This is a genomic window from Kitasatospora humi (genome assembly GCF_020907985.1).
Classification (GTDB): Bacteria; Actinomycetota; Actinomycetes; order Streptomycetales; family Streptomycetaceae; genus Kitasatospora; species Kitasatospora humi.
In genome coordinates this window covers 21,507-40,924 of the sequence record NZ_JAJJPA010000006.1, presented here as the reverse complement: position 1 = coordinate 40,924, position 19,418 = coordinate 21,507, and the positions used below count along the sequence as shown (strand labels likewise).

At 72.2% G+C, this 19,418-nt stretch carries 11 protein-coding genes, 1 tRNA gene and 3 pseudogenes; 9 read left to right on the top strand and 6 right to left on the bottom strand.

The window, feature by feature from the left end; translation table 11 throughout:
- Positions 1–11: 11 nt before the first annotated feature.
- Both LN042_RS08370 and LN042_RS08365 read left to right on the top strand, forming a co-directional pair.
- The gene (locus tag LN042_RS08370; protein WP_230049999.1) at positions 12–1,868 is read left to right on the top strand and encodes an HSP90 family protein; all 1,857 of its coding nucleotides are present in this window, start codon (positions 12–14) and stop codon (positions 1,866–1,868) included.
- A complete protein-coding gene (locus LN042_RS08365) occupies positions 1,865–4,861 on the top strand; it encodes a hypothetical protein (protein ID WP_230049998.1) in 2,997 nt (998 codons plus the stop codon). Before LN042_RS08370 ends, LN042_RS08365 begins: the two co-directional genes overlap by 4 nt.
- Positions 4,862–5,099: 238 nt before the next feature.
- On the opposite strand, the gene LN042_RS08360 is transcribed toward LN042_RS08365, so the two are convergent.
- Both LN042_RS08360 and LN042_RS08355 read right to left on the bottom strand, forming a co-directional pair.
- A complete protein-coding gene (locus LN042_RS08360) occupies positions 5,100–6,380 on the bottom strand; it encodes a JmjC domain-containing protein (RefSeq protein WP_230049997.1) in 1,281 nt (426 codons plus the stop codon).
- Positions 6,377–7,183, bottom strand: coding sequence for a hypothetical protein (locus tag LN042_RS08355; RefSeq protein WP_230049996.1), 807 nt, complete (start codon positions 7,181–7,183; stop codon positions 6,377–6,379). The genes LN042_RS08360 and LN042_RS08355 overlap by 4 nt, the downstream gene beginning before the upstream one ends.
- Here LN042_RS08355 and LN042_RS38235 point away from each other — a divergent pair.
- The 3 genes and pseudogenes from LN042_RS38235 to LN042_RS08325 all read left to right on the top strand — a co-directional run.
- A pseudogene (locus LN042_RS38235) lies at positions 7,113–8,105 on the top strand (DUF6531 domain-containing protein); the annotation flags it as partial. The gene LN042_RS08355 and the pseudogene LN042_RS38235 overlap by 71 nt on opposite strands.
- A gap of 363 nt (positions 8,106–8,468) precedes the next feature.
- A pseudogene (locus LN042_RS37960) lies at positions 8,469–10,921 on the top strand (RHS repeat-associated core domain-containing protein); the annotation flags it as partial.
- Between the two features lie 314 nt (positions 10,922–11,235).
- Positions 11,236–11,724, top strand: coding sequence for a hypothetical protein (locus LN042_RS08325; RefSeq protein ID WP_230049995.1), 489 nt, complete (start codon positions 11,236–11,238; stop codon positions 11,722–11,724).
- Here LN042_RS08325 and LN042_RS38230 read toward each other — a convergent pair.
- Both LN042_RS38230 and LN042_RS08315 read right to left on the bottom strand, forming a co-directional pair.
- Positions 11,714–12,349: pseudogene (locus LN042_RS38230) on the bottom strand (IS701 family transposase); the annotation flags it as partial. The gene LN042_RS08325 and the pseudogene LN042_RS38230 sit on opposite strands and share 11 nt — an antisense overlap.
- Positions 12,350–12,628: 279 nt before the next feature.
- Positions 12,629–12,713 (bottom strand) — tRNA-Leu (locus LN042_RS08315).
- Between the two features lie 239 nt (positions 12,714–12,952).
- Between LN042_RS08315 and LN042_RS08310 the strand changes: the two genes are divergently transcribed.
- The 3 genes from LN042_RS08310 to LN042_RS08300 all read left to right on the top strand — a co-directional run bounded on the left by LN042_RS08310 (position 12,953) and on the right by LN042_RS08300 (position 15,721).
- Positions 12,953–14,284 (top strand): M20/M25/M40 family metallo-hydrolase, encoded by a 1,332-nt coding sequence (locus LN042_RS08310; protein WP_230049991.1) that lies wholly within the window; start codon positions 12,953–12,955, stop codon positions 14,282–14,284.
- A gap of 198 nt (positions 14,285–14,482) precedes the next feature.
- Positions 14,483–14,725 carry a chaplin gene (locus LN042_RS08305; protein WP_230049989.1) on the top strand — a complete coding sequence of 81 codons (243 nt, stop codon included), beginning with the start codon at positions 14,483–14,485 and terminating at the stop codon, positions 14,723–14,725.
- Between the two features lie 174 nt (positions 14,726–14,899).
- Positions 14,900–15,721, top strand: a complete 822-nt coding sequence (locus LN042_RS08300; RefSeq protein ID WP_230049987.1) for a chaplin — start codon at positions 14,900–14,902, stop codon at positions 15,719–15,721.
- 223 nt (positions 15,722–15,944) lie between these two features.
- Here LN042_RS08300 and LN042_RS08295 read toward each other — a convergent pair whose 3' ends face one another.
- Entirely contained in the window at positions 15,945–16,154 is a 210-nt protein-coding gene (locus LN042_RS08295; protein WP_283843624.1) for a DUF5703 family protein, read from the bottom strand.
- Positions 16,155–16,547: 393 nt separating this feature from the next.
- On the opposite strand from LN042_RS08295, the gene LN042_RS08290 reads away from it, so the two are divergent.
- Positions 16,548–17,153 (top strand): hypothetical protein, encoded by a 606-nt coding sequence (locus LN042_RS08290; protein WP_230049985.1) that lies wholly within the window; start codon positions 16,548–16,550, stop codon positions 17,151–17,153.
- A 68-nt stretch (positions 17,154–17,221) separates the two neighbouring features.
- Here the strand turns inward: LN042_RS08290 and LN042_RS08285 are convergent, their stop codons facing one another.
- On the bottom strand, positions 17,222–19,417 hold the full coding sequence (locus LN042_RS08285) for an ATP-binding domain-containing protein (protein WP_230049983.1): 2,196 nt from the start codon (positions 19,415–19,417) through the stop codon (positions 17,222–17,224).
- Position 19,418: the final 1 nt, after the last annotated feature.

Here is a 19,418-nt window from a genome sequence, read left to right as displayed (position 1 = left end):
AGACAACCCAAGTGACCACCAACCAGCCGGGCCACACGTTCCAGGTCGACCTGCGCGGCCTCGTCGACCTCCTCTCCCACCACCTCTACTCCTCTCCCAGGGTCTACCTGCGGGAGCTGATGCAGAACGCCGTCGACGCGATCACGGCGCGACGACTGCTCGACCCGGCCGCCCCCGCGCGCATCACGATCCGCACCGGTGTGGACGGCGGCATCACCGTCGAGGACTCCGGGGTGGGGCTCACCGAGGCCGACGTCCACACCTTCCTGGCCACGATCGGCCGCTCCTCCAAGCGCAGCGCCGCCGGCGAACTCGACCTCGCGGCCGAACGGGCCGACTTCATCGGACAGTTCGGCATCGGCTTGCTCGCCTGCTTCGTCGTCGCCGACGAGATCCGCGTGGTGTCGCGCAGCGCCAAGGAGCCGAACGCGTCCGCCGTCGAGTGGCGCGGCCAGAGCGACGGCACGTACAGCATCCGGACGCTGCCCGCCGGTTCGGTCGCGCAACCCGGAACGACGGTGACGCTGACCCCGCGGGCCGACGGCAGCGAGTGGCTGGAGCCCGGCAACGTCCTCCAACTGGCCAAGCACTACGGATCGTTGCTGAGGTACGAGGTCGAGGTCGTGGACCGCCACGGCGACGTGAGCCGGGTGAACGACACACCGCCGGTGTGGGAGCGGCCGTACCGCTCGCCCGCCGCCCGCCGCGAGGCGCTGGCCGCGTACGGCAAGGCAGTCTTCGACTTCACCCCGCTGGACACCATCGACCTGGACATCCCGCTGGTCGGGCTCAAGGGCGTGGCCTGCGTGCTGCCGACACCCGCGCACCCGACCAGGCGATCCGGCAACCGGGTGCACCTGAAGGGCATGCTGCTGTCGGACCAGGCCACCGAACTGGTCCCGGAGTGGGCCTTCTTCGTGGCCTGCGTGGTGGACACCACCGGTCTGCGTCCCACCGCCTCGCGCGAGGCGCTGTACGCGGACGAGACGCTGGCCGCCGTCCGCGACGCGATCGGTGAGCGCGTGCGGCAGTGGCTGACCGAACTGGCCGCCTCCGACCTGGCACTGCTGCGACGCTTCCTGGACGTCCACCACCTGGCCGTGAAGGCGATGGCCCGGTACGACGACGAACTGCTCGCCCTGCTGCTGCCGTGGCTGCCGTTCGAGACCACGGACGGCACGGTCAGCCTGGACGAGTTCTCCCGCGCGCACCCGGTGGTGCTGGTCACCCAGACCGTGGAGGAGTTCCGGCAGGTCGCGCCGATCGCCGCCGCCGCCGGACTCGGAGTGGTCAACGGCGGGTACGTCTACGACCGCGAACTGGTGCACCAGCTCCCGCGGGTCCGCCCCGGGACCACCGTGACCGACCTGGACCCGGAGACCGTCACCGCGCACCTCGACAGCGTCGACCCGGCCGCCGAGCTGGCCGCCGCGCCGTTCCTGGCCCGCGCCCGCGCGGTCGCGGACCGGCTCGACACCGACGTGGCACTGCGCGCCTTCCAGCCCGTCGGCATGCCCGCGATGCTGGTGGACAACCGGGAGGCGCGGCACGAGCGCCGCCGCGCCGAGCTGTCCGCCGGGGCGGACGACCTGTGGGCGGGCATCCTCGGCTCGCTCAACTCCTCCGCGCCACGCGCCCAGTTGATCCTCAACCACCTCAACCCGCTGATCCGCAAGCTGTCCGAGCTGGCTGCCACGGCGGACCCGCAGCTGTCCGAGACGGCGATCGAGGCGCTGTACGGCCAGGCGCTGCTGCTCTCCAGGCGGCCGCTGCGTCCCTCGGACCACGCGCTGCTCAACCGCTCGTTCCTGGGCCTGCTCGAATTCGCGGCCCAGGCGGCCGGCACCGACAAGGAGGGGTCGCGGTGACGACCACACCCACCACCCGGGACGAGTTCTTCACAGCCCTGCGCGAGAACCGGGACCGGGCCAAGGGGCGAGCCACCGCGGCGATCGCGGAGGAACTCGTGGACGCCGCCGAGAGCTTCGGCGACCCCGAGGTCACCGTCTCCACCCTGATCGAGCTCATGCGCGCCTACTACGGCAGCGGTGAGGTGGTGAAGTACCCCGTCGCCTTCGCACGGCTGCTGCAACTGTGGGACGCCGACCAGAAGTCGTTCGACGAGTACGAGGCCCACCGGCTGTTCTGGTACTTCAAGTGGGTCACCTCCGGCCTGCTGTCCACGCCCGACGTGCCGCTGGCGTCCATCCGCGGCTGGATCGCCGAGATGCGGCGCCGCTACCAGGCCGCCGGGCACGACCTGCAGCCGGTCCATGCCCAGGAATACCACCTGGCGGCGCAGTTGGGTGAGAACGAGCAGCTGGCCTACGAGTTGTGGGCGACCCGCGGCCGGACGAGGTTCAGCGACTGCGCGGCCTGCGAGGCCAGGCAGCGGGCCGCCCACCACTTCCGGCTCGGCGAGGACGAGCGCGGGCTCGCGGAACTCCGGCCGACCTTCGACGGCGGCCACAGCTGCGACGACGAGCCGCACAGCAGCCAGGCCCTGGCCCTGCTGCCGCTGCTGCGGCTCGGGCGGACCGAAGAGGCCCGGGCCGCGCACCTCACCGGCTACCGCAAGGTCCGCGGCCAGGAGGCCGAGCTCGTCGCGCTCGGCCGGCACCTGGTGTTCTGCGCGCTGACCGGCAACGCGGCCCGCGGCCTGGAGCTGCTGGCACAGAACCGCGCGTCGTTCGGGTTCATGGGTGCACCGGCCGACCGTCTGGAGTTCCTCACCGCCGTCGAGGTGCTGCTGTCGCGGTTGGTCGAGACCGGGCACGGCGGCCTGCCGTGCCCCGGACCGCTCGGAACGGAGTGGACCGTGGCGGCGCTGCGGGACGACGTCGCGGTGCAGGCCGCCGAGCTGGCGGCGCGCTTCGACGTGCGCAACGGCAACGACGCGGTGTCCACCCGGCGCCGGGAGCAACTGGCCCTGCGTCCGCTGGTGGCACAGCTCAACCTGGGCGTGCAGACCTCGGTCCTGGCCCGGCCCACCGAGACCCTGGCCGCCGATGCTCCGTCGGCCGACGCCTCGTCCTCCGACGCTCCCACCACGGGCTCGCCGGAGCTGCCCGAGGACTTCGCCGAACTCCTCGCCGAGGCACGCCGTCTGGACCGCACCGGGCACCCCCGGGGGAAGACGCTGTGGGACGCGGTCATCCAGCGCGCCGAGGACGCGGACGCCGCGACCGCCGACGAATCGTTCGGCGCCGAGATCGCCTCGGAACTGGCGCAGCGCGCCGCGCAGCGTGACGACTGGGCGGCCTGTGCCGCGCACCTCGGCGAGGCGGTGGAGCTCTACGCGAAGGCCGGGCAGGACGCCCGGACGATCGCTGCCGAGGCGCGGGTCGCCTGGTGTGCCGTTGTGCGCGAGGACGCCGACGGTGCCGCTGCCGCAGCCGAGGCCGAGGCGGCCTGGCCGGTCCTCGACGAGTTGCTGGCCCGCGTCGAGGCGCTCCCGGTGGACGGCCTGGACACCGAGGAGCGGTGCGAACTGCTGAGCCGGCAGCTGGTGGTGCGGCACTGCCGCGTCTTCACCGCCCGGCACGCCATGCACCACGCCACCGAGCCGGAGCAGCACGCCCGGTGGAGCGCGACGTTCACCACCGAGGCCCAGGGCCTGATCGACAAGGGCGCCGGGGACGGCTGGGCGCAGTCCGCGGTCGCCCACGAGGTGCTCGCCGAGTTCCAGTCCACCCACGGCGCCGCGGTCGAGGGCGAGGCCAACGCCCGCCGCGCCCTGGAGATCTTCGAGGAGAAGGGCTGGTACTGGCGGATACCTCGTGCCCGGCTGCTGCTGGCGCTGGCGCTCGGCGGGCAGGACCGGCACACCGAGGCGATGGGCGAACTCGAACGAGCCCTGACCCAGGCGCCGGCTGACGTGCCCGCCGAGGAGCTGACCCCGCTGCACCGGATGCTCGGCGCCATGGCGCTGCAAACCCGGCAGTACCAGACGGCCGTGCGCGCGCTCTCGGAGGCGGCGGCCCGGCTGGACCGGGAGGGCCAGGCGCTGGACGCCCGGGAGACCCGCCTCCAGCTGGGCCGGGCGCTGTGCGCGCAGGGCTCGGTCGGCGATGCCGTGGCCGTCCTGGAGTCGCTCCTCGACCCGGCCGCACCGACCTCACCGCAGCCCCCGGCCGGAGCCGGCACGGACCGGGCACCGTCGCAGTCGGAGCAGTTGACCGCCCAGATCCGGGCCGACCTGGCCGGCGCCCTGGTCGCGCTGGGCGAGCCCCGGGACGCCGCGGTGCAGTACCTGCAACTGGCGGACATCGCCGGCAGGTGGCCGGACAAGGGGCTGCTGACCTCCGCGGCGGCCGGAGCCGCGAGCACGTTGGCGCTGGCGGGCGACTGGGACGGCGCCAAGGCGGCCCTGGAGCGCGCGCTCGAGTCCAACCGTGCGGCGCCGGTCCTGCCGGACCTCACCGACGCCCTGCGCACCCTCGCGGTCGAAGCGGTCGACGCACGCGGCGCGGACGCGGCGGACGAGGCCCTCGGTTACCTGGCCGAGGCGGATCGGCTGCGCGAGGAGTACCCGGACGCCGCGCGCGAGCAGTTCCGCAGCGTGGACGTCGACCTCGCGCAGTGCCTGGACACCCGCGGCCGGGTGTACGCCGCCATCGGTCGGCCGGAGCAGGCGCTGACGGCGTTCGAGCAGACCGTCGCCGTCTACGACCGCGCCGGGTACGCGACCAGCCCGCCGCGCTTCGAAGCGCAGCGGATGGCCGCTCTGATCGAGGGCCGGGCACTGGAGCGCACCGCCGAGGCACGGGCCCGCCTCGACAAGGCCGCAGCCGAAGCGGACGCAGCCGGCCTGCCGGATGCCGCGTCCACCCTGCGCCGCCTGCGGAACGGCCTGCAGTAGCCCACGGCGGCCGCGAGCGCAGCGCTCCAGGAGGCGCCGGCGTCCACCTCACCGAGCCGGTGGACGCCGGCCACCCCCCGACCCGGCGATGCCCGCACGGTCCGGCGCCCCCTCCGTCCAGGCGGGCTGCCCCTGTCGGCCCCGGCTCTCCTCTTCCTCGGGTTGCAGGTCCGCCTGGTCGAAGCACCTTCGCGCTGTCGCCGCCGGTTCGCCGGCCGGGCACCGAACGGCGTTGGTACTAGCCGCGGGTCAGGGCGCGGAAGCTCTCCAGCGCCTCCAGCAGGCGGCGGGCCTCCTCGCGGGCGGCGGACGGTAGGCCGGCCGTCAACTCGCCGACCAGTACCGGCTCCCGTTCGGTGAGTCGGCGCAGCAGCGGTTCCACCTGCTGCCGCGTCAGCGAGGAGCGCAGCACGTGCCCGTTGGCGGCGCACAGCAGCGCCCCGCCGACCGGCCGGCTCAACACCCGGGCGCGGGCCCGTACCGCCGTGCCGTCGTCCAGGGGCTGCGGCGCCTCGGGCGGCGGGGCGGGGCACAGGCCGGACGCGCTCCAGTTGCGCAGCGCGACCGAGACGACCCGGTCCTGCATCCGGTCGGGGTCGCGGTACTCCTGGAAGAGGCGCAGGGTCTGCTCCAGCGCCTCGGGCAGTGCGCCGTCCGTCGGCGGTCCGGGTACCGACAGCGGGGCGGTGGCAGCGGGCAGCCGCACCAGGGCGGCGTGCGGATCGACCATCGCGTCCGGGGTCCTGCCCAGCAGCAGGTCGTCCAGGTCGTGGACCGCGCGGTGCGCCTCGCGCGGCACGCCGACGTTGACGCTGGTCGCGCTCCCGCCGTCGATGCTCTCGCCGACGTGGTAGTAGGCCGCGGGCCAGTACAGCAGGTCGCCGGGCTCGGGCTCGGCGGTGAACGAGGTGGCCAGGTGGGGCTGGTAGTCCAGCACGGAGGTCACGGGCTCGGTCCACGGGCGCTCCCGCCAGAACCGCATCCGCTTGCGGCCCTCGAGGGCGAACAGGAAGGTGGCGAAGCGGTCCCGGTGGACGCCGACCGGGGTGTGCTCGTAGGTGCCGTGGAAGAGCGTGGTGATCGCCCCTGACAGCGGCAGCCCCGTGCGCTCCCACAGCGGCTCGAAGAACGCCCGCTGGCGCTCCCACTGTCCGGCGTGGAAGGCGTGGAAGGCGTGCACGACCAGCGCGTACCGCGTCTCCTTCGAGAAGGCTGCCAACTCGGCGTCCAGCCGCCGTCGGTAGCCGTCGAACGTGCCGTCCTCGGCGCGCGGGAACCAGTTCGCGGGCTCGGACTGCTGGAAGCGGCCGACGGCGAACTGGGCGGTCGGCGGCATGAGGTACGGGCCGGCCGGCCGGGTGGCGAGCGTGGTGGCAGCGAAGACCTCACGCAGCTCGAAGGGCGCCGGGGAGACGGCCTTGATCAGCACCGGGCGCCGGTCCCAGTAGAGTGCGGCGAACTCGTCCCAGTCAAGGGGGCCCTGGAGGACGGCCAGGTCGGTCACGTGTGTTGTCGTCATCCGTCCGTCCTCTCGCCGCCGGCCAGGTCGATCCCCCGCAGCCGGTAGAGCCTGCGCAGCAGCGCGGTCACGGCGCGGTTGTGCTCGTTCGCGCCCACAGCCCGGCACAGCTCGCCGACCGTCAGCTCGCGGCCGGGCCGCAGCTGCTGGGCGATCCGCTCCCCTGCGGCACCGCCGACCGGGAAGGCGTGCCCATTGACGGCCCAGATCCAGCGGCCGGGCCCGTCCGGCAGCCGCACGACCGCGTGCACCACCCGCAGCCGGTGCCCGGGGGTGAGGGGGACGTCGGCGCGGGGCTCGGGTGCGGGTTCCAGCCCGGCCGAGGAGCACCAGGCCGCCCACCGGGTACGCAGCGCGGAGGGCAGCTCCGCGCCCCCGGCTGCCGCGCGGACCGCCTCGCCGAGGGCGATCACGGAGGCGTCCGGCTCGCCGGTGGGTGGCGGGTAGGGCAGGCAGGGCACCGTGCCGTCGTGCTCCAGGCGGTCCCGCACGTCCTCCGCCAGCAGGTTCTTGACCGCTCCGGTCGCCAGACGCTGTGCACGGGGGACGGAGATCCGCAGCGTCATGCAGCCGTCGAGGTGGTGTTCGCGCCAGCGTGAGCCCTCCGGCCAGTACACCAGTTCGCCGGCGGCGGCCCGCAGCACGCGGAACCCGCCGTCCGCCTCGTGCAGTTCGACCTCCAGGGCGCCGTCCAGCACCCAGGTCAGGACCGCGTGCCAGGCCAAGCAGGCCATCGACGCGTACAAGGCGGCGAAGGCGGCGCAGAAGCAGGCGCAGGACGCGTACGACGCGAGCGGCGACACCTACAACAAGGCGATCAAGACCTATAACGACGCCGTCAAGAGCAACAGTCCCAACCCGGGCCCGAAGCCGACCGATCCGGGCCCGTTCAAGGACCCGACCGGCGATCAGTTCACGCATGCCCAGGATTTGCTGAACGGTGCCCGTTCGGCTCGGGACGCGGCTGCCGCGACCGCGGCTGGGGCGTTGAAGACCGCTATGGATGCGGCCCCGCCGGAGCCGAGCATGGCCGAGCGGTTGAAGCTGGACGCGGCCGACCTGGTCCAGGGGGAGAACATCGCCAAGGGTCACTTCGTCGGCGGTGTCATCAAGGGTGCGGCGGGGATCGGGGACTTCATCCGCGGGGTGAACCCGATGGACGTCTACAACATCACCCATCCCGCCACCTACCTCGACCATGTCAACCAGGTCGCCGCCGGCCTGATCAAGACCAGCAACCACCCCACCCAGCTGCTGTCCGCGGTGGTCGGATCCGGCTGGGGCTCCGACCCTGCCGAGGCCGGCGGGAACCTCTTCACCAACATCGTCTTCGGCATCGCCACCGGTGGTGGTGGCGACGTGGCAGCGGCCGGCACCGATATCGCGGGGAACGCCACCCGCGATGCGGCCGAGAACGCGGCCCGGGACGGAGCGGAGAACGCGGGCGGCAGTGCGGGCCGCGACGCCGTCAGCGACCCTGATGTCCCAGGCCGCGGCAAGGACGACCGGGTGTGCGATGGCGACCCGATCGACATGGCCACCGGCCACATGACGCTCACCCAGACCGACGCCCACCTGGCCGGTGTCCTTGCCCTGCTCTTCACCCGCACGCACGACTCGCACTACCGGGCCGGGCGTTGGATGGGCCCGACCTGGGCCTGCACGGCGGACGAGCGCCTGGAGATCGACGCCGAGGGCGTCGTCCTCCTCCTCGGCGACGGCATCGCCCTGGCCTACCCCCACCCCGCACCGGGCGCCCCGGCCCTCCCGAGCACCGGTGCCCGTTGGCCGCTGGTCCTGGGCGCCGACGGCTGCTACACGGTCACCGACCCGATCACCGGCCACATACGCACCTTCCGCCGCGACCCGGCCAACCCTGCCCTCGCCCCGATCGACACCCTCACCGACCGGGCCGGCCACTGCCTGACCTTCGACTACGACTACGACGGCACCCCCACCGGCATCCGCCACAGCGCCGGCTACCACCTTCAACTCGACACCGCCGACTCCCGGATCACCGCCCTACGCGTGGGCGACCTCGAACTCGTCCGCTACGGCTACACCGACGGCCACCTCACCGAGGTCATCAACTCCTCGGGCCTGCCGCTGCGTTTCGAGTACGACGAGGCAGGCCGAATAACGGCCTGGATCGACCGCAATGACTCGCGCTACGACTACGTGTACGACGACCAGGACCGCTGCATCACCCAAGGCGGTGCGAACGGCCACCTCCGCCGGTCCTACGAGTACCGCCCCGGCCAGACGATCGCCACCAACTCCCTTGGTGCGGTGAACCGTTACCAGGTCAACGAACGCCACCAGATCACCGCGCACACCGATCCTCTCGGCCACACCACGCACTTCACCCGCGACGCCTTCCACCGCCTGCTCTCGGTCACCGACCCGCTGGGGCGTACCAGCGCCGTCGAATACGACGCGGTCGGCAACGTCGTCACCGTCACCCGCCCCGACGGTGCACGCTCCACCGCCACCTACAACACCCTCAACCTGCCCCTCACCGTCGTACAGCCGGACGGCGCGACCTGGCACCAGACCTACGACGAGCACGGCAACCGCACCTCCGTCACCGACCCCGCAGGCGCCACCACCCACTTCACCTACGACTCGGCCGGCCACCTCACCACGGTCACCGACGCCCTGGGCCACACCACCCGCATCGAGTGCGACCCAGCCGGCCTCGTCCACACCACCACCGACCCGCTCGGCGCCACCACCACCTACCAGCGCGACGCCCTCGGCCGCCCCACCACCCTCACCGACCCCCTCGGCGGGACCACCCACCTGACCTGGACCCCAGAAGGCCAACTCAGCTCACGCACCACCCCCGACGGTGCCACCGAGACCTGGACCTACGACGGCGAAGGCAACACCCTCACCCACACCGACCAACTCGGCGCCACCACCACCTTCGAATACACCGACTTCGACCTCCTCACCGCCCGCACCACCCCCGACGGTGCCCGCCACACCTTCACCCACGACACCGAACTACGCCTGATCCAGGTCACCAACCCCCAAGGCCTCACCTGGACCTACCAGCACGACGCCGCCGGACGCGTCACCAGCGAGACCGACTTCGACAACCGCACCCTCACCTACACCCACGATGCGGCCGGCCGACTCACCTCCCGCACCAACGGCGTGGGCGAAACCATCTCCTACGGCTACGACCTGCTGGACAACCTCACCACCAAGAACGCCGCCGGAACCGTCACCAGCTACACCCATGACACCTCAGGTCGCCTCCTCACCGCCACCAGCCCCGGCATCCAACTGACCCGCACCCACGACCCGTTGGGCCGCCTGCTCACCGAGACGATCAACGGCCGCACCCTCACCAACACCTACGACGCCGCCGGCCGCCGCACCACCCGCACCACCCCCACCGGCACCCACAGCACCTGGACCTACGACCCAGCCGGCAAACCGCACACCCTCACCACCGGCGGCAACACCATCACCTTCGACCGCGACGCGGCCGGCCGCGAAACCACCCGCCACCTCTCCGACCAACTCGCCCTCACCCACACCTGGGACACCACCCACCGCCTCACCAGCCAAACCCTCACCGCCGGCGACGCCCGCACACCCCTCCACCACCGCGCCTACCACTACCGCGCCGACGGCAACCTGATCGCCCTCGACGACCAACACACCGGCACCGCCACTTCGACCTCGACGCAGCCGGGCGTGTCACCGCCGTCCATGCCGCCAACTGGACCGAACGCTACGCCTACGACGACGCCGGCAACCTCACCCACGCCACCTGGCCCACCCGCGACGACAGCGCCCTCGGCGCCCGCAGTTACACCGGCACGCGGATCACCAGCGCCGGCAGGATCCGCTACACCCACGACACACAGGGCCGCGTCACGACCCGACGCCACACCACCCTGTCCGGCCGCACCGACACCTGGCACTACACCTGGGACCCCGAAGACCGCCTCACCACCGTCACCACCCCCGACGGCACCCAATGGCACTACCACTACGACCCCTTCGGCCGCCGCACCGCCAAACACTGCCCCACAACCGGCGAATCGACCCTCTTCACCTGGGACGGCCCCACCCTCGCCGAACAAACCGCCCAAAGCCCCACCCTCCCCGGCCCCTACACCCTCACCTGGGACCACGACGGCCTACGCCCCCTCGCCCAGACCGAACACCTCCACACCCAAGAAGCGGTCGACCGCCGCTTCTTCGCCATCATCACCGACCTGATCGGCACCCCCACCCACCTCCTCAACCCCGACGGCACCCCCGCCTGGCAATCCCGCACCACCCTCTGGGGCACCACCACCCAACCACGCAGCAGCTCGACAACCACCCCCCTGCGCTTCCCCGGCCAGTACTACGACCCCGAAACCCGCCTCCATTACAACCTCCACCGCCACTACGACCCCACCACCGCCCGCTACCTCACCCCCGACCCGCTCGGTCTCGCCCCAGCACCCAACCCCGCGACATACGTCCACAACCCGCACACGTGGAGCGACCCGCTCGGGCTCAAGCCATGCGATATTCGTGTTTCATCAGTTGCCAGGGACTGGGCTAATAAGGGCGCTCACATACACGTCGGAGCCGACGAGGTCAGGATTTTTGTCGATAGCGATGGGGTCATCCAAGGAGAGCCCATTCGTCTTCGCACGGGTCTTGCATCTCCGAAGAGTGTGCGCGCCGCCGTCGATGCGGTTAGGTCAGATCCGAAACTCCGGGCTGACCTGATTTTGAAGGCCTCGTCTGCGCGTGACGAAATGCTTGCGCACAACTGGGGGTACAAGGAGAATCGAGCTCAAGAGATGCAGGACCTGATTGATGCTGTGAGGGCTCTGGGATGATGGATGCGGCAAGCTTTCTGGCAGAGGTGATTGCCACCGGGACTATCGTCGGCGTTCGGCTCGGAAGCAGCCTGCATGACGTCGACCAGGTCCTAAATATCTCGTTCGCTGAGGAGGTCGACGAAACAGGCATCGGGTATCTCAGGCGAGACTACGGATTGATTGAGCTATCCTTTAGTGGTGGTCCAAATTGGGCCTGTGATGGCATCTTGGTAGAGGTCCACAGGCTGGCTCAGCAACAGGATCTGATTGATGAGTGGCGAGATGTGTACAATGTCAAGCTCGCCAGGTATGCATCCTGGGAAAATGTGCGGAAAATCCTCGCCGTGCGATATCACTTGACAGACATGGAAATTGTGGAGCAAGGGGGAGATGTCTCCTTCCGTTCCTCCAGTCCACGGTTCGCGGTCGTGGTTATGCCTCCTGGATGCCGCCGCGGAGAGTGGCCAGGTGGTGGCGATATCGTGAGCATCGATATCTTTTGATGGCCAGCGGATCCGGCGGTGGGTCACCCTTCGCGGCCTGGAAACACTCCTCGACGCACCACCTGGCCCCGGCCACCCGGACCAGCTCCGACAGCGGCACCCGCCTCGGAGACCAGCACAGGTAGAAGGCGAGTTCGCCGCTGCTCGGGTTGCGGCGGATCAGCAGGTGCCGGTGGCCGTCGCTACCGATCTCGACCCAGGCTCAGTCGTAGTAGCGCGGCCCCTTCGCCCCGGCTCCGGCGCTCTGCCGGTGCCAGGCCGAGGCGGGCAGCCGGTCGGCCACGGCATCCGCGGGCAGCGGTCCGCCCCTGGTTGATCCGCACCCGCGCGCCGCAGGCGACGGCCAGGAGATAGCCAACGTCTCGGGATTCCAACAGGGCACGCAGGCCGGGGTCTTGTCCGTAGGCCTCGTCCCCGGTCACCCAGGAGGAGCCGATCCCCGCGTCCAGTGCCGCCGAGATCATCTGCCCGGCCAGCGTGGGCTTGGTTGCAAACGTCGTCTGGTCGGGCACCCCGGCGCGGGTTCGGCGCTCGGCGTCCTGGCACCACGAGGCGTCGGGCAGGTAGAGATGACGGTCGGTCAACGCCCTCCTCTGCTGGAGGCGTAGGCGAGGAAGACGCCGATCTTCAGGAGTCCACACGACCCCCGATGATCACGCGGTGGCCATTGCCGTTCTCACCCGGCTCCATCGCAAGATCTCGAAGTCACACTGGAGCACTAACCGCCGACCAGATCGAGTCCATGATCGCCGAGTTCGGCAACCTCACCGATCGCCTCCTCCAGGCCGCACCCGAACGCGTTGCGCCGATCTACGAGGCGTTCGGCCTGAATCCGGTCTACAACGCAAAGAAGCGGATCGTGACTGTTGAGTCTCGACCCGCAACTTCTATGTACGTAACGAAGTGTCCGAGGGGGGACTTGAACCCCCACGCCCGATAAAGGGCACTAGCACCTCAAGCTAGCGCGTCTGCCATTCCGCCACCCGGACTAGGTGGTGTCCGCTTGGCCTTCGTGGTACCCGTTCCGGTTACCGCTCGTCGGCCGCGCTGACATGGATAACTGTAGCAAAGAACGGTGCGGGGTCCCAAAAGCCTGGGGGAGTGGGGTGGCCGGGGGGTGGCGGGCTGGGATCGGGGAGGTTCGGCGGGAGATGCCCTTGGGGCGGCGGTACGACTGGGGGAGGATGGCGGGAGCGCGGTCGGAGCGGCCGATGGACGAGGAGGGCGCATGAGCGAGTCGACGGTGGCGGGTGGGGCCCGGGTGAACGGTGAGTCGGAGGTCGCCGAGATCTGCCGTGACCTGATCCGGATCGACACCAGCAACTACGGCGACCACTCCGGGCCTGGTGAGCGGGCGGCGGCCGAGTACGTGGCCGAGCAGCTGGCCGAGTTCGGCGTGGAGCCCACGATCATCGAGTCGGCCAAGGGGCGGGCCTCGCTGGTGGTGCGGATCGAGGGGGAGGACAGGTCGCGCCCCGGGTTGCTGATCCACGGGCACACCGACGTGGTTCCGGCCAATGCCGACGACTGGACGCACCACCCGTTCTCCGGTGAGATCGCGGACGGCTGCGTCTGGGGCCGCGGGGCCGTGGACATGAAGGACATGGACGCGATGACCCTGGCCGTGGTCCGCGACCGCCTGCGGACCGGGCGCAAGCCCCCGCGCGACCTGGTGCTGGCGTTCCTGGCCGACGAGGAGGCCGGCGGCACCTACGGCGCGCGGTTCCTGGTGGACAAGCACCCCGGGCTCTTCGAAGGCGTGACCGAGGCGATCGGCGAGGTCGGCGGCTTCTCCTTCACGGTCAACGACCAGACGCGGCTCTACCTGGTCGAGACGGCCGAGAAGGGCATGCACTGGATGCGCCTGACGGTCGAGGGCCGGGCCGGACACGGCTCGATGATGAACGACGACAACGCCATCACCGAGCTGTGCGAGGCGGTGGCCCGGCTGGGGCGGCACGAGTTCCCGCTGCGGATCACCAAGACCGTCCGCTCCTTCCTGGACGAGCTGTCGGACGCGCTCGGTGTGCCGCTCGACCCGGAGAACATAGACGAGACGCTGCGGGTCCTCGGCGGCATCGCCAAGATGATCGGCACCACGCTGCGCAACACCGCGCAGCCGACCATGCTGGGCGCGGGGTACAAGGTCAACGTGATCCCCGGGCAGGCCACGGCGCACATCGACGGGCGGTTCCTGCCCGGCTACGAGGAGGAGTTCCTCGCCGAGCTGGACCAGGTGCTCGGTCCGCGCGTGAAGCGGGAGAGCGTGCACTCGGACAAGGCCATCGAGACCAGCTTCGACGGCGCGCTGGTGGACGCGATGCAGTCGGCGCTGCGGGCGGAGGACCCGATCGCCCGTGCCGTGCCGTACTGCCTCTCCGGTGGCACCGACGCCAAGTCGTTCACCGACCTCGGCATCCGCTGCTTCGGCTTCGCGCCGCTGCAGCTGCCGCCGGAGCTGGACTTCGCGGGGATGTTCCACGGCGTGGACGAGCGGGTGCCGGTGGAGGGCCTGAAGTTCGGCGTCCGGGTGCTGGACCGCTTCATCGACGCCTGCTGAGCAGCGCTCCCGCCCGCGGGATCAGCCGTGCTCTGCTCTTGATCTCCTCTGATGTTCCGTCAATCCCCTGAGCTGCTTATCACCGGCACGAGTGAGAAACCGACGCTCACCGTCCCCCGTTCGGCAGCGGCTCGTTCACTCATTTGGCGGCACGGGTGACCGAGCCGCTCGGATGATTCGGATGATCAGGAGGAATGGATGAACGCCAAGAAGATCGCGGCCGTGACCGTCGCCGCCGGTGGCCTGATGCTGGGTGCCGCCGGTGCCGCCGCCGCGGCCGGGGGCGCGGGTGCGGAGGGCGCCGCGGTGGGCTCGCCCGGCGTACTGTCCGGCAACGTGGTCCAGGTGCCGGTGCACGTCCCGGTCAACGTCTGCGGGGACACGATCAACGTGATCGGCCTGCTGAACCCTGCCTTCGGCAACACCTGCGTGAACCAGTAAGCCCGGCGTTGCCGTGGGGCGGTCCCGCTCTGGGATCGCCCCACTTCGCGTTTCAATCCACCTGATCGGGTGAAGTGCCGCCGGATGGCTCAACCTTTTCGAGCATCGCTCGTTGAATTGTGGGCGGCAAAAGCATTCGTCGGAATTTCCGACCGTCACATGTCAGGGGTATGTATGCGACAGGTTGCCAAAAAAGGGATCCTCACGGCAGTAGCCACCGGAACGGTGCTGGCGTCAGCGGGCGGCTACGCCTATGCGGCGGCGGGCGCCGAGGGCGCTGCGGTGGGCTCGCCGGGCATCGCCTCCGGGAACACCATCCAGGTGCCGGTGGAGGTCCCGGTCAACGTCTGCGGGGACACGGTCGACGTGATCGGCCTGCTGAACCCGGCCTTCGGGAACCAGTGCGCCAACACGAGTTCGTCGGGCCACGAGCACGGCGGTGGCTCGCAGCACGGCGCCGGCAGCTCGGCCACCGGCGTCGCCAAGGGCTCCCCGGGCGTGGGCTCGGGCAACACGGCTCAGGTCCCGGTCAGCGTGCCGGTCAACGCCTGCGGCGACTCGGTCGACGTGATCGGTGCGATCAACCCGGCGTTCGGCAACGAGTGCGCCAACACCTCCGTCGGCCAACCGGGCGCCCACACCCGGCCGACCCCGGCGCCGGTGCCGACCCCGCCGTGCGACTGCGACACCCCGCCGTCCGCGCCGCCCGGCTCGCCGGTGCCGCCCGGTTCGCCGGTGCCGCCCGGCTCGTCCGTGCCGCCCGGTTCCTCCGTGCCGTCCGCGCCGCCCGGCAGTTCGGTGGCCGGCGCCGGCGGGACGCAGAGCTCGCGGTCGACCCCGCCCGGGAACACCCAGGTCGCGTCGGCCGAGTCGGCGCCGACCGCCGGCAAGCTCGCCTACACCGGCGTCAGTGGCCTGGACGTGCTCGCTCCGGTGGGCCTGGGCCTGCTGCTGGCCGGCGGTGTGCTCTACCGCAAGGGACGCAAGGCCTCCTGACCGGCGCGCGGGCGGGGAGTGCGTGCCTACCCGCCCGCATCCGGGCCCCGCGTCGGGCGCTCGCCGGCGTCCGGGCCCCGGCGTCCGGGCGCTCGCCCGTGTCTAGGCCCCGCGTCCGGGCACTGCCTTCGCCTCCGGGCCCCGGCGTCCGGGCACCCGCCCGCACCGGGCAACCGGGCACGCACTCCTCAACGGCCGGCGGCCACCGTCGGCGGCAAGGCGGTCACCAGCTGCGGACCTGCCGGATGATCCGACGCCGCAGCCGGACCGTGCGGCTGCCGTCCGGGTAGAGCCGCAGTCGGTCCAGCTCCCAGTGCCCGTACTCGGCGTGCTCGGTCAGCAGCTGTCGCGCCGCATTGCGCGAAGTGCCGCGCGGCATGCGCAGCGACTGGTACTCGTACTCGGGCTGCCGGACCGGCTTCGGTGGGGTCAACGTCGCCTCCTCAGCGTTGCCTGCTGCGTGTTCTCTGCTCGGTTCGTCCGCTCAGGGTTGTCTTCGGGCAAGCCTACGACTTGCCGCTGACGGTGACACCGGCCCTGCGGCGGGTCCGCGGAAGATCGGGCCGGGTCGTCGGGGGGGCGACCCGCGGGCCGGTCGCCGCCCGGGCACGACACGCCCACCCGACGGCGCCCTGACCCGGTCACGCGCCATTCTCCCGCCCCGGCCAACTGATGCGTAATCAATTCCCGGGGGCGGAAGCAGGAAACGCTGCGACGGGCACAGAAGGGCACGCTTCGGACATCGCGGGTCAAGTTGCCGGGCTTTGGCAAACTGAGACGGTAGCCCCTGTGCACCGCGGGCCCGGGTGCGGATAGCGTCTGTCCCATGTCTGATGCCGCGCAGCTCAACCGGACCGAGGTACGCGAAGCCGCCGAGGCGGTCAAGGCCGCCATCGACCGCCATCTGGAAGCGGTGTCCAGCACCACCACCGCAGACGATCCTGCGGTCTTCGCCGCCTACGAGGAGTTGGCTGCGGCGGCCATCCACTACGACCAACTGCTCTACGAGGTCTATGACGAGGTGACCCCGTTCGAGGTCCCCGGAGACGGGGGCCCGGGCAGCTACCAGGGGCCGGAGGAGCCGGAGGCGATCAGCGTGCTGATGCGCCGCGACTACCGGATCGCCGATCCGCGCCGGCTGCGCGCACAGGCCGAGCGGGTGGACTCCTCGCTCGGATCGGCCGAGCCCGACGGCCAGGGCGTGGCGGCCGCGGTCGGCGCGGTCTTCGGCGAGTACGAGCCGGACGAGATCGCCGCGCGGGCCGAGGAGTTCGGCCTGGAGGAGGGCGACGCCACGATCTGGGTGACGGCCACCGACCCGACCGACCCCGGGGAGTGGCTCGCCGAGCCGTTCGACAGCCCGGATCCGCACCTGCTGCTCTGCCGGTTCGACGTCAGCGAGGTGTACGACGAGGAGGACGGCCTCGACTGAACGAGGCGCATGACGGTGGGGCGGCTCCCGCGACCGGGAGCCGCCCCGAACGCTTCCGGCGGCGGGCGTCAGCCCTGCGGAGCGTTCTCCGCCAGCAGGGCGCGCAGCCGGGTGGTGCGCGGCACGGCGGGGCGCTCGGCCACGGCCTGGGCGAGCGCGGGACCGGCCGCGTGCACCACCGAGAGGTGGCGCTCGGCCCGCCCGAAGGCGGTGTACACCCACTGCCTGGTCAGCCCGGGGCCGGCCTCCTCCGGCAGGACGGCGACGACGGCCGGCCAGCGCCGCCCGGCCGCCTGGTGGACCGTCAGCGACCAGCCGTGCCGCAGCCGGTCCACCCGGGCGGGCGGCAGCACCAGCTCGCTGCCGTCGGCCAGGCCGAGCCGCAGGCCGTCCCGGTCGCCGCCCAGCACCCGCCCGGGGTGGTTGATCCCGGGCAGCGGCGAATAGACCACCCGGTCGCCCGGATCGAAGCCGCCGAACCGCCCGGGGCCGGGGTTCAGCCGCGCCTTGGCGGCCGCGTTGAGCGCCCGGGTGCCGGCCGGGCCGCCGTGGCCGGGGGTCAGCAGCACCGTCTGCTCGGCCGGGATGCCCAGCGCGCGCGGAATCGACTCGGTGAGCAGCTGCACGGCCCGGTGCGCCGCCTCGCCGGACTCGCGGGCGGTGACGATCACCACTTCCTTCTCCGGCGCCTCCACGGTGGTCAGCTCGCCGACGCCGATGCCGGAGACCAGCTCGCCGATCGGGCCGAGGTCGGGAGTGCGGGATGCCACCTGCGGGCACACCTTGGCGGCCAGCAGGTCGGCGAACAGCCGCCCGGGGCCGGCCGACCAGAGCTGGCCCGGGTCGCCGCTGAGCACCAGGCGGGTGCCGTCAGCGAGGGCCTCGACCAGGGTGGCGGCCTGCTCCAGGTCGAGCAGCGGGGCGTCCTGCACGATCAGCAGGTCCAGCGCCAGGGCGCCCTCCTCGGTCCGCTCGACGGTGCCGGGGCGCAGCAGCTCGGCCAGGGTCAGCGACTCGGGCTCGCCCAGGGCGTCCCGGCCGTACTCCGTCCAGGCGGCGGCCCGGGCCCGCAGGCCGAGCGCGCGGGCGGCGCGCAGCAGGGCGGCGAGCTCGCCGCGCGCCGCGGCGTCCCCGGTGTGCAGCACCAGCGGGGCGGCGGCGACGGCGCGGATCAGCGCGGCGGCCGAGGCGGAGTCGGCCGCGGTGGCGGCCGCCTCCCAGTCGGCTTCGCCGGGCACGACCGGTTCGACCTCGGGGTCGGCAGCGTCGACCGGCGCCCCGAAGGTCGAGAGCAGCCGGGCCAGGCCCTCGGCGGCCTCCTCCTCGGCCTGGGCCAGCCGGTCCAGCGCCAGCAGCAGCCGCATCGGCGGCTCCTCGTCCTCGCCGACCTCGCGGGCGCCCGGGCCGGTCTCCTCCTCCTGGAACGGCAGCACCTGGCCGCCCTCGACGGCGGCCTGCACCGCCTGATCGGGGTCGGGCAGGCCGAACTCCGCCAGGCCGGCGCGCAGCTCGTCGGCGGTCAGCGCGGAGTGCCCGAGCAGGGCGGCCCGCTCCAGCAGCCAGACGGCCAGCGCGCGGCCGCGGCGCGGGTCGCCGGGGCCGGCGGAAGGGCCGAGCAGTGCCTGGGCGAAGCCGTCCGCCTGCTCGGGGCGCACGCCGGGCAGCGCCAGCAGGGCCCACGGATCCTGCTGGAGGGCGTCGGGCGCCTGCTCACCGAGCGTGGTCAGGGCGGCGTGCGCCAGCTGGTCGGCGGCTGCGGCGGGGGCGCCGCCGTGGGTGAGCAGCTGCACGGTGGCGCGCAGCGCGTCGGCCGGGAGCTCCAGCCGGGGCGCCGCCGGCTCGGGCTCGGGCGTCGCGGCGGGGGTGGCAGCCGGGAGGCCCGGCTGCGCGGGCGCGGAGTGGGAGGGCGCGGAGTGTGAGGACGCGGGGTGCGACGGCGCGGGGTGCGACGGGGCGTCGGTGGTGCGCCGCTCCACGGCGCGCACGGCCTCGGTCAGCGCGGCCAGCTCGGCGGCTCGGCGCGCCGGGTCGGGGTTGCGGGGCGCGAAACCGGCAACGCCGGCCGTGGGGCCCTGGCCGCCCGCCGGCTGCTCGGCGGCCCGGGGCTCGGGCACCGGCGCCTCGGCCGCCGCGTCGGGCGTGGCCTCCACCGCTCCGGTGTCGGGCTCCGGCGCCCGGGCGTCGCCCGCCGCGTCCGAAGGAGTCTGCGCCGCTCCCGCGTCGGGCTCCGGGCCGTCGGCCGCCGGTTCGTGCGTCTGACTCACA

What these genes read in the sequence shown, in the direction of transcription:
- LN042_RS08325 (WP_230049995.1), top strand. Translation starts at nt 11,236, where the DNA reads ATGATGGATGCGGCAAGCTTTCTGGCAGAGGTGATTGCCACCGGGACT.
- LN042_RS08360 (WP_230049997.1), bottom strand. Translation starts at nt 6,380, where the DNA reads ATGACGACAACACACGTGACCGACCTGGCCGTCCTCCAGGGCCCCCTT.
- LN042_RS08305 (WP_230049989.1), top strand. Translation starts at nt 14,483, where the DNA reads ATGAACGCCAAGAAGATCGCGGCCGTGACCGTCGCCGCCGGTGGCCTG.
- LN042_RS08300 (WP_230049987.1), top strand. Translation starts at nt 14,900, where the DNA reads ATGCGACAGGTTGCCAAAAAAGGGATCCTCACGGCAGTAGCCACCGGA.
- LN042_RS08290 (WP_230049985.1), top strand. Translation starts at nt 16,548, where the DNA reads ATGTCTGATGCCGCGCAGCTCAACCGGACCGAGGTACGCGAAGCCGCC.
- LN042_RS08310 (WP_230049991.1), top strand. Translation starts at nt 12,953, where the DNA reads ATGAGCGAGTCGACGGTGGCGGGTGGGGCCCGGGTGAACGGTGAGTCG.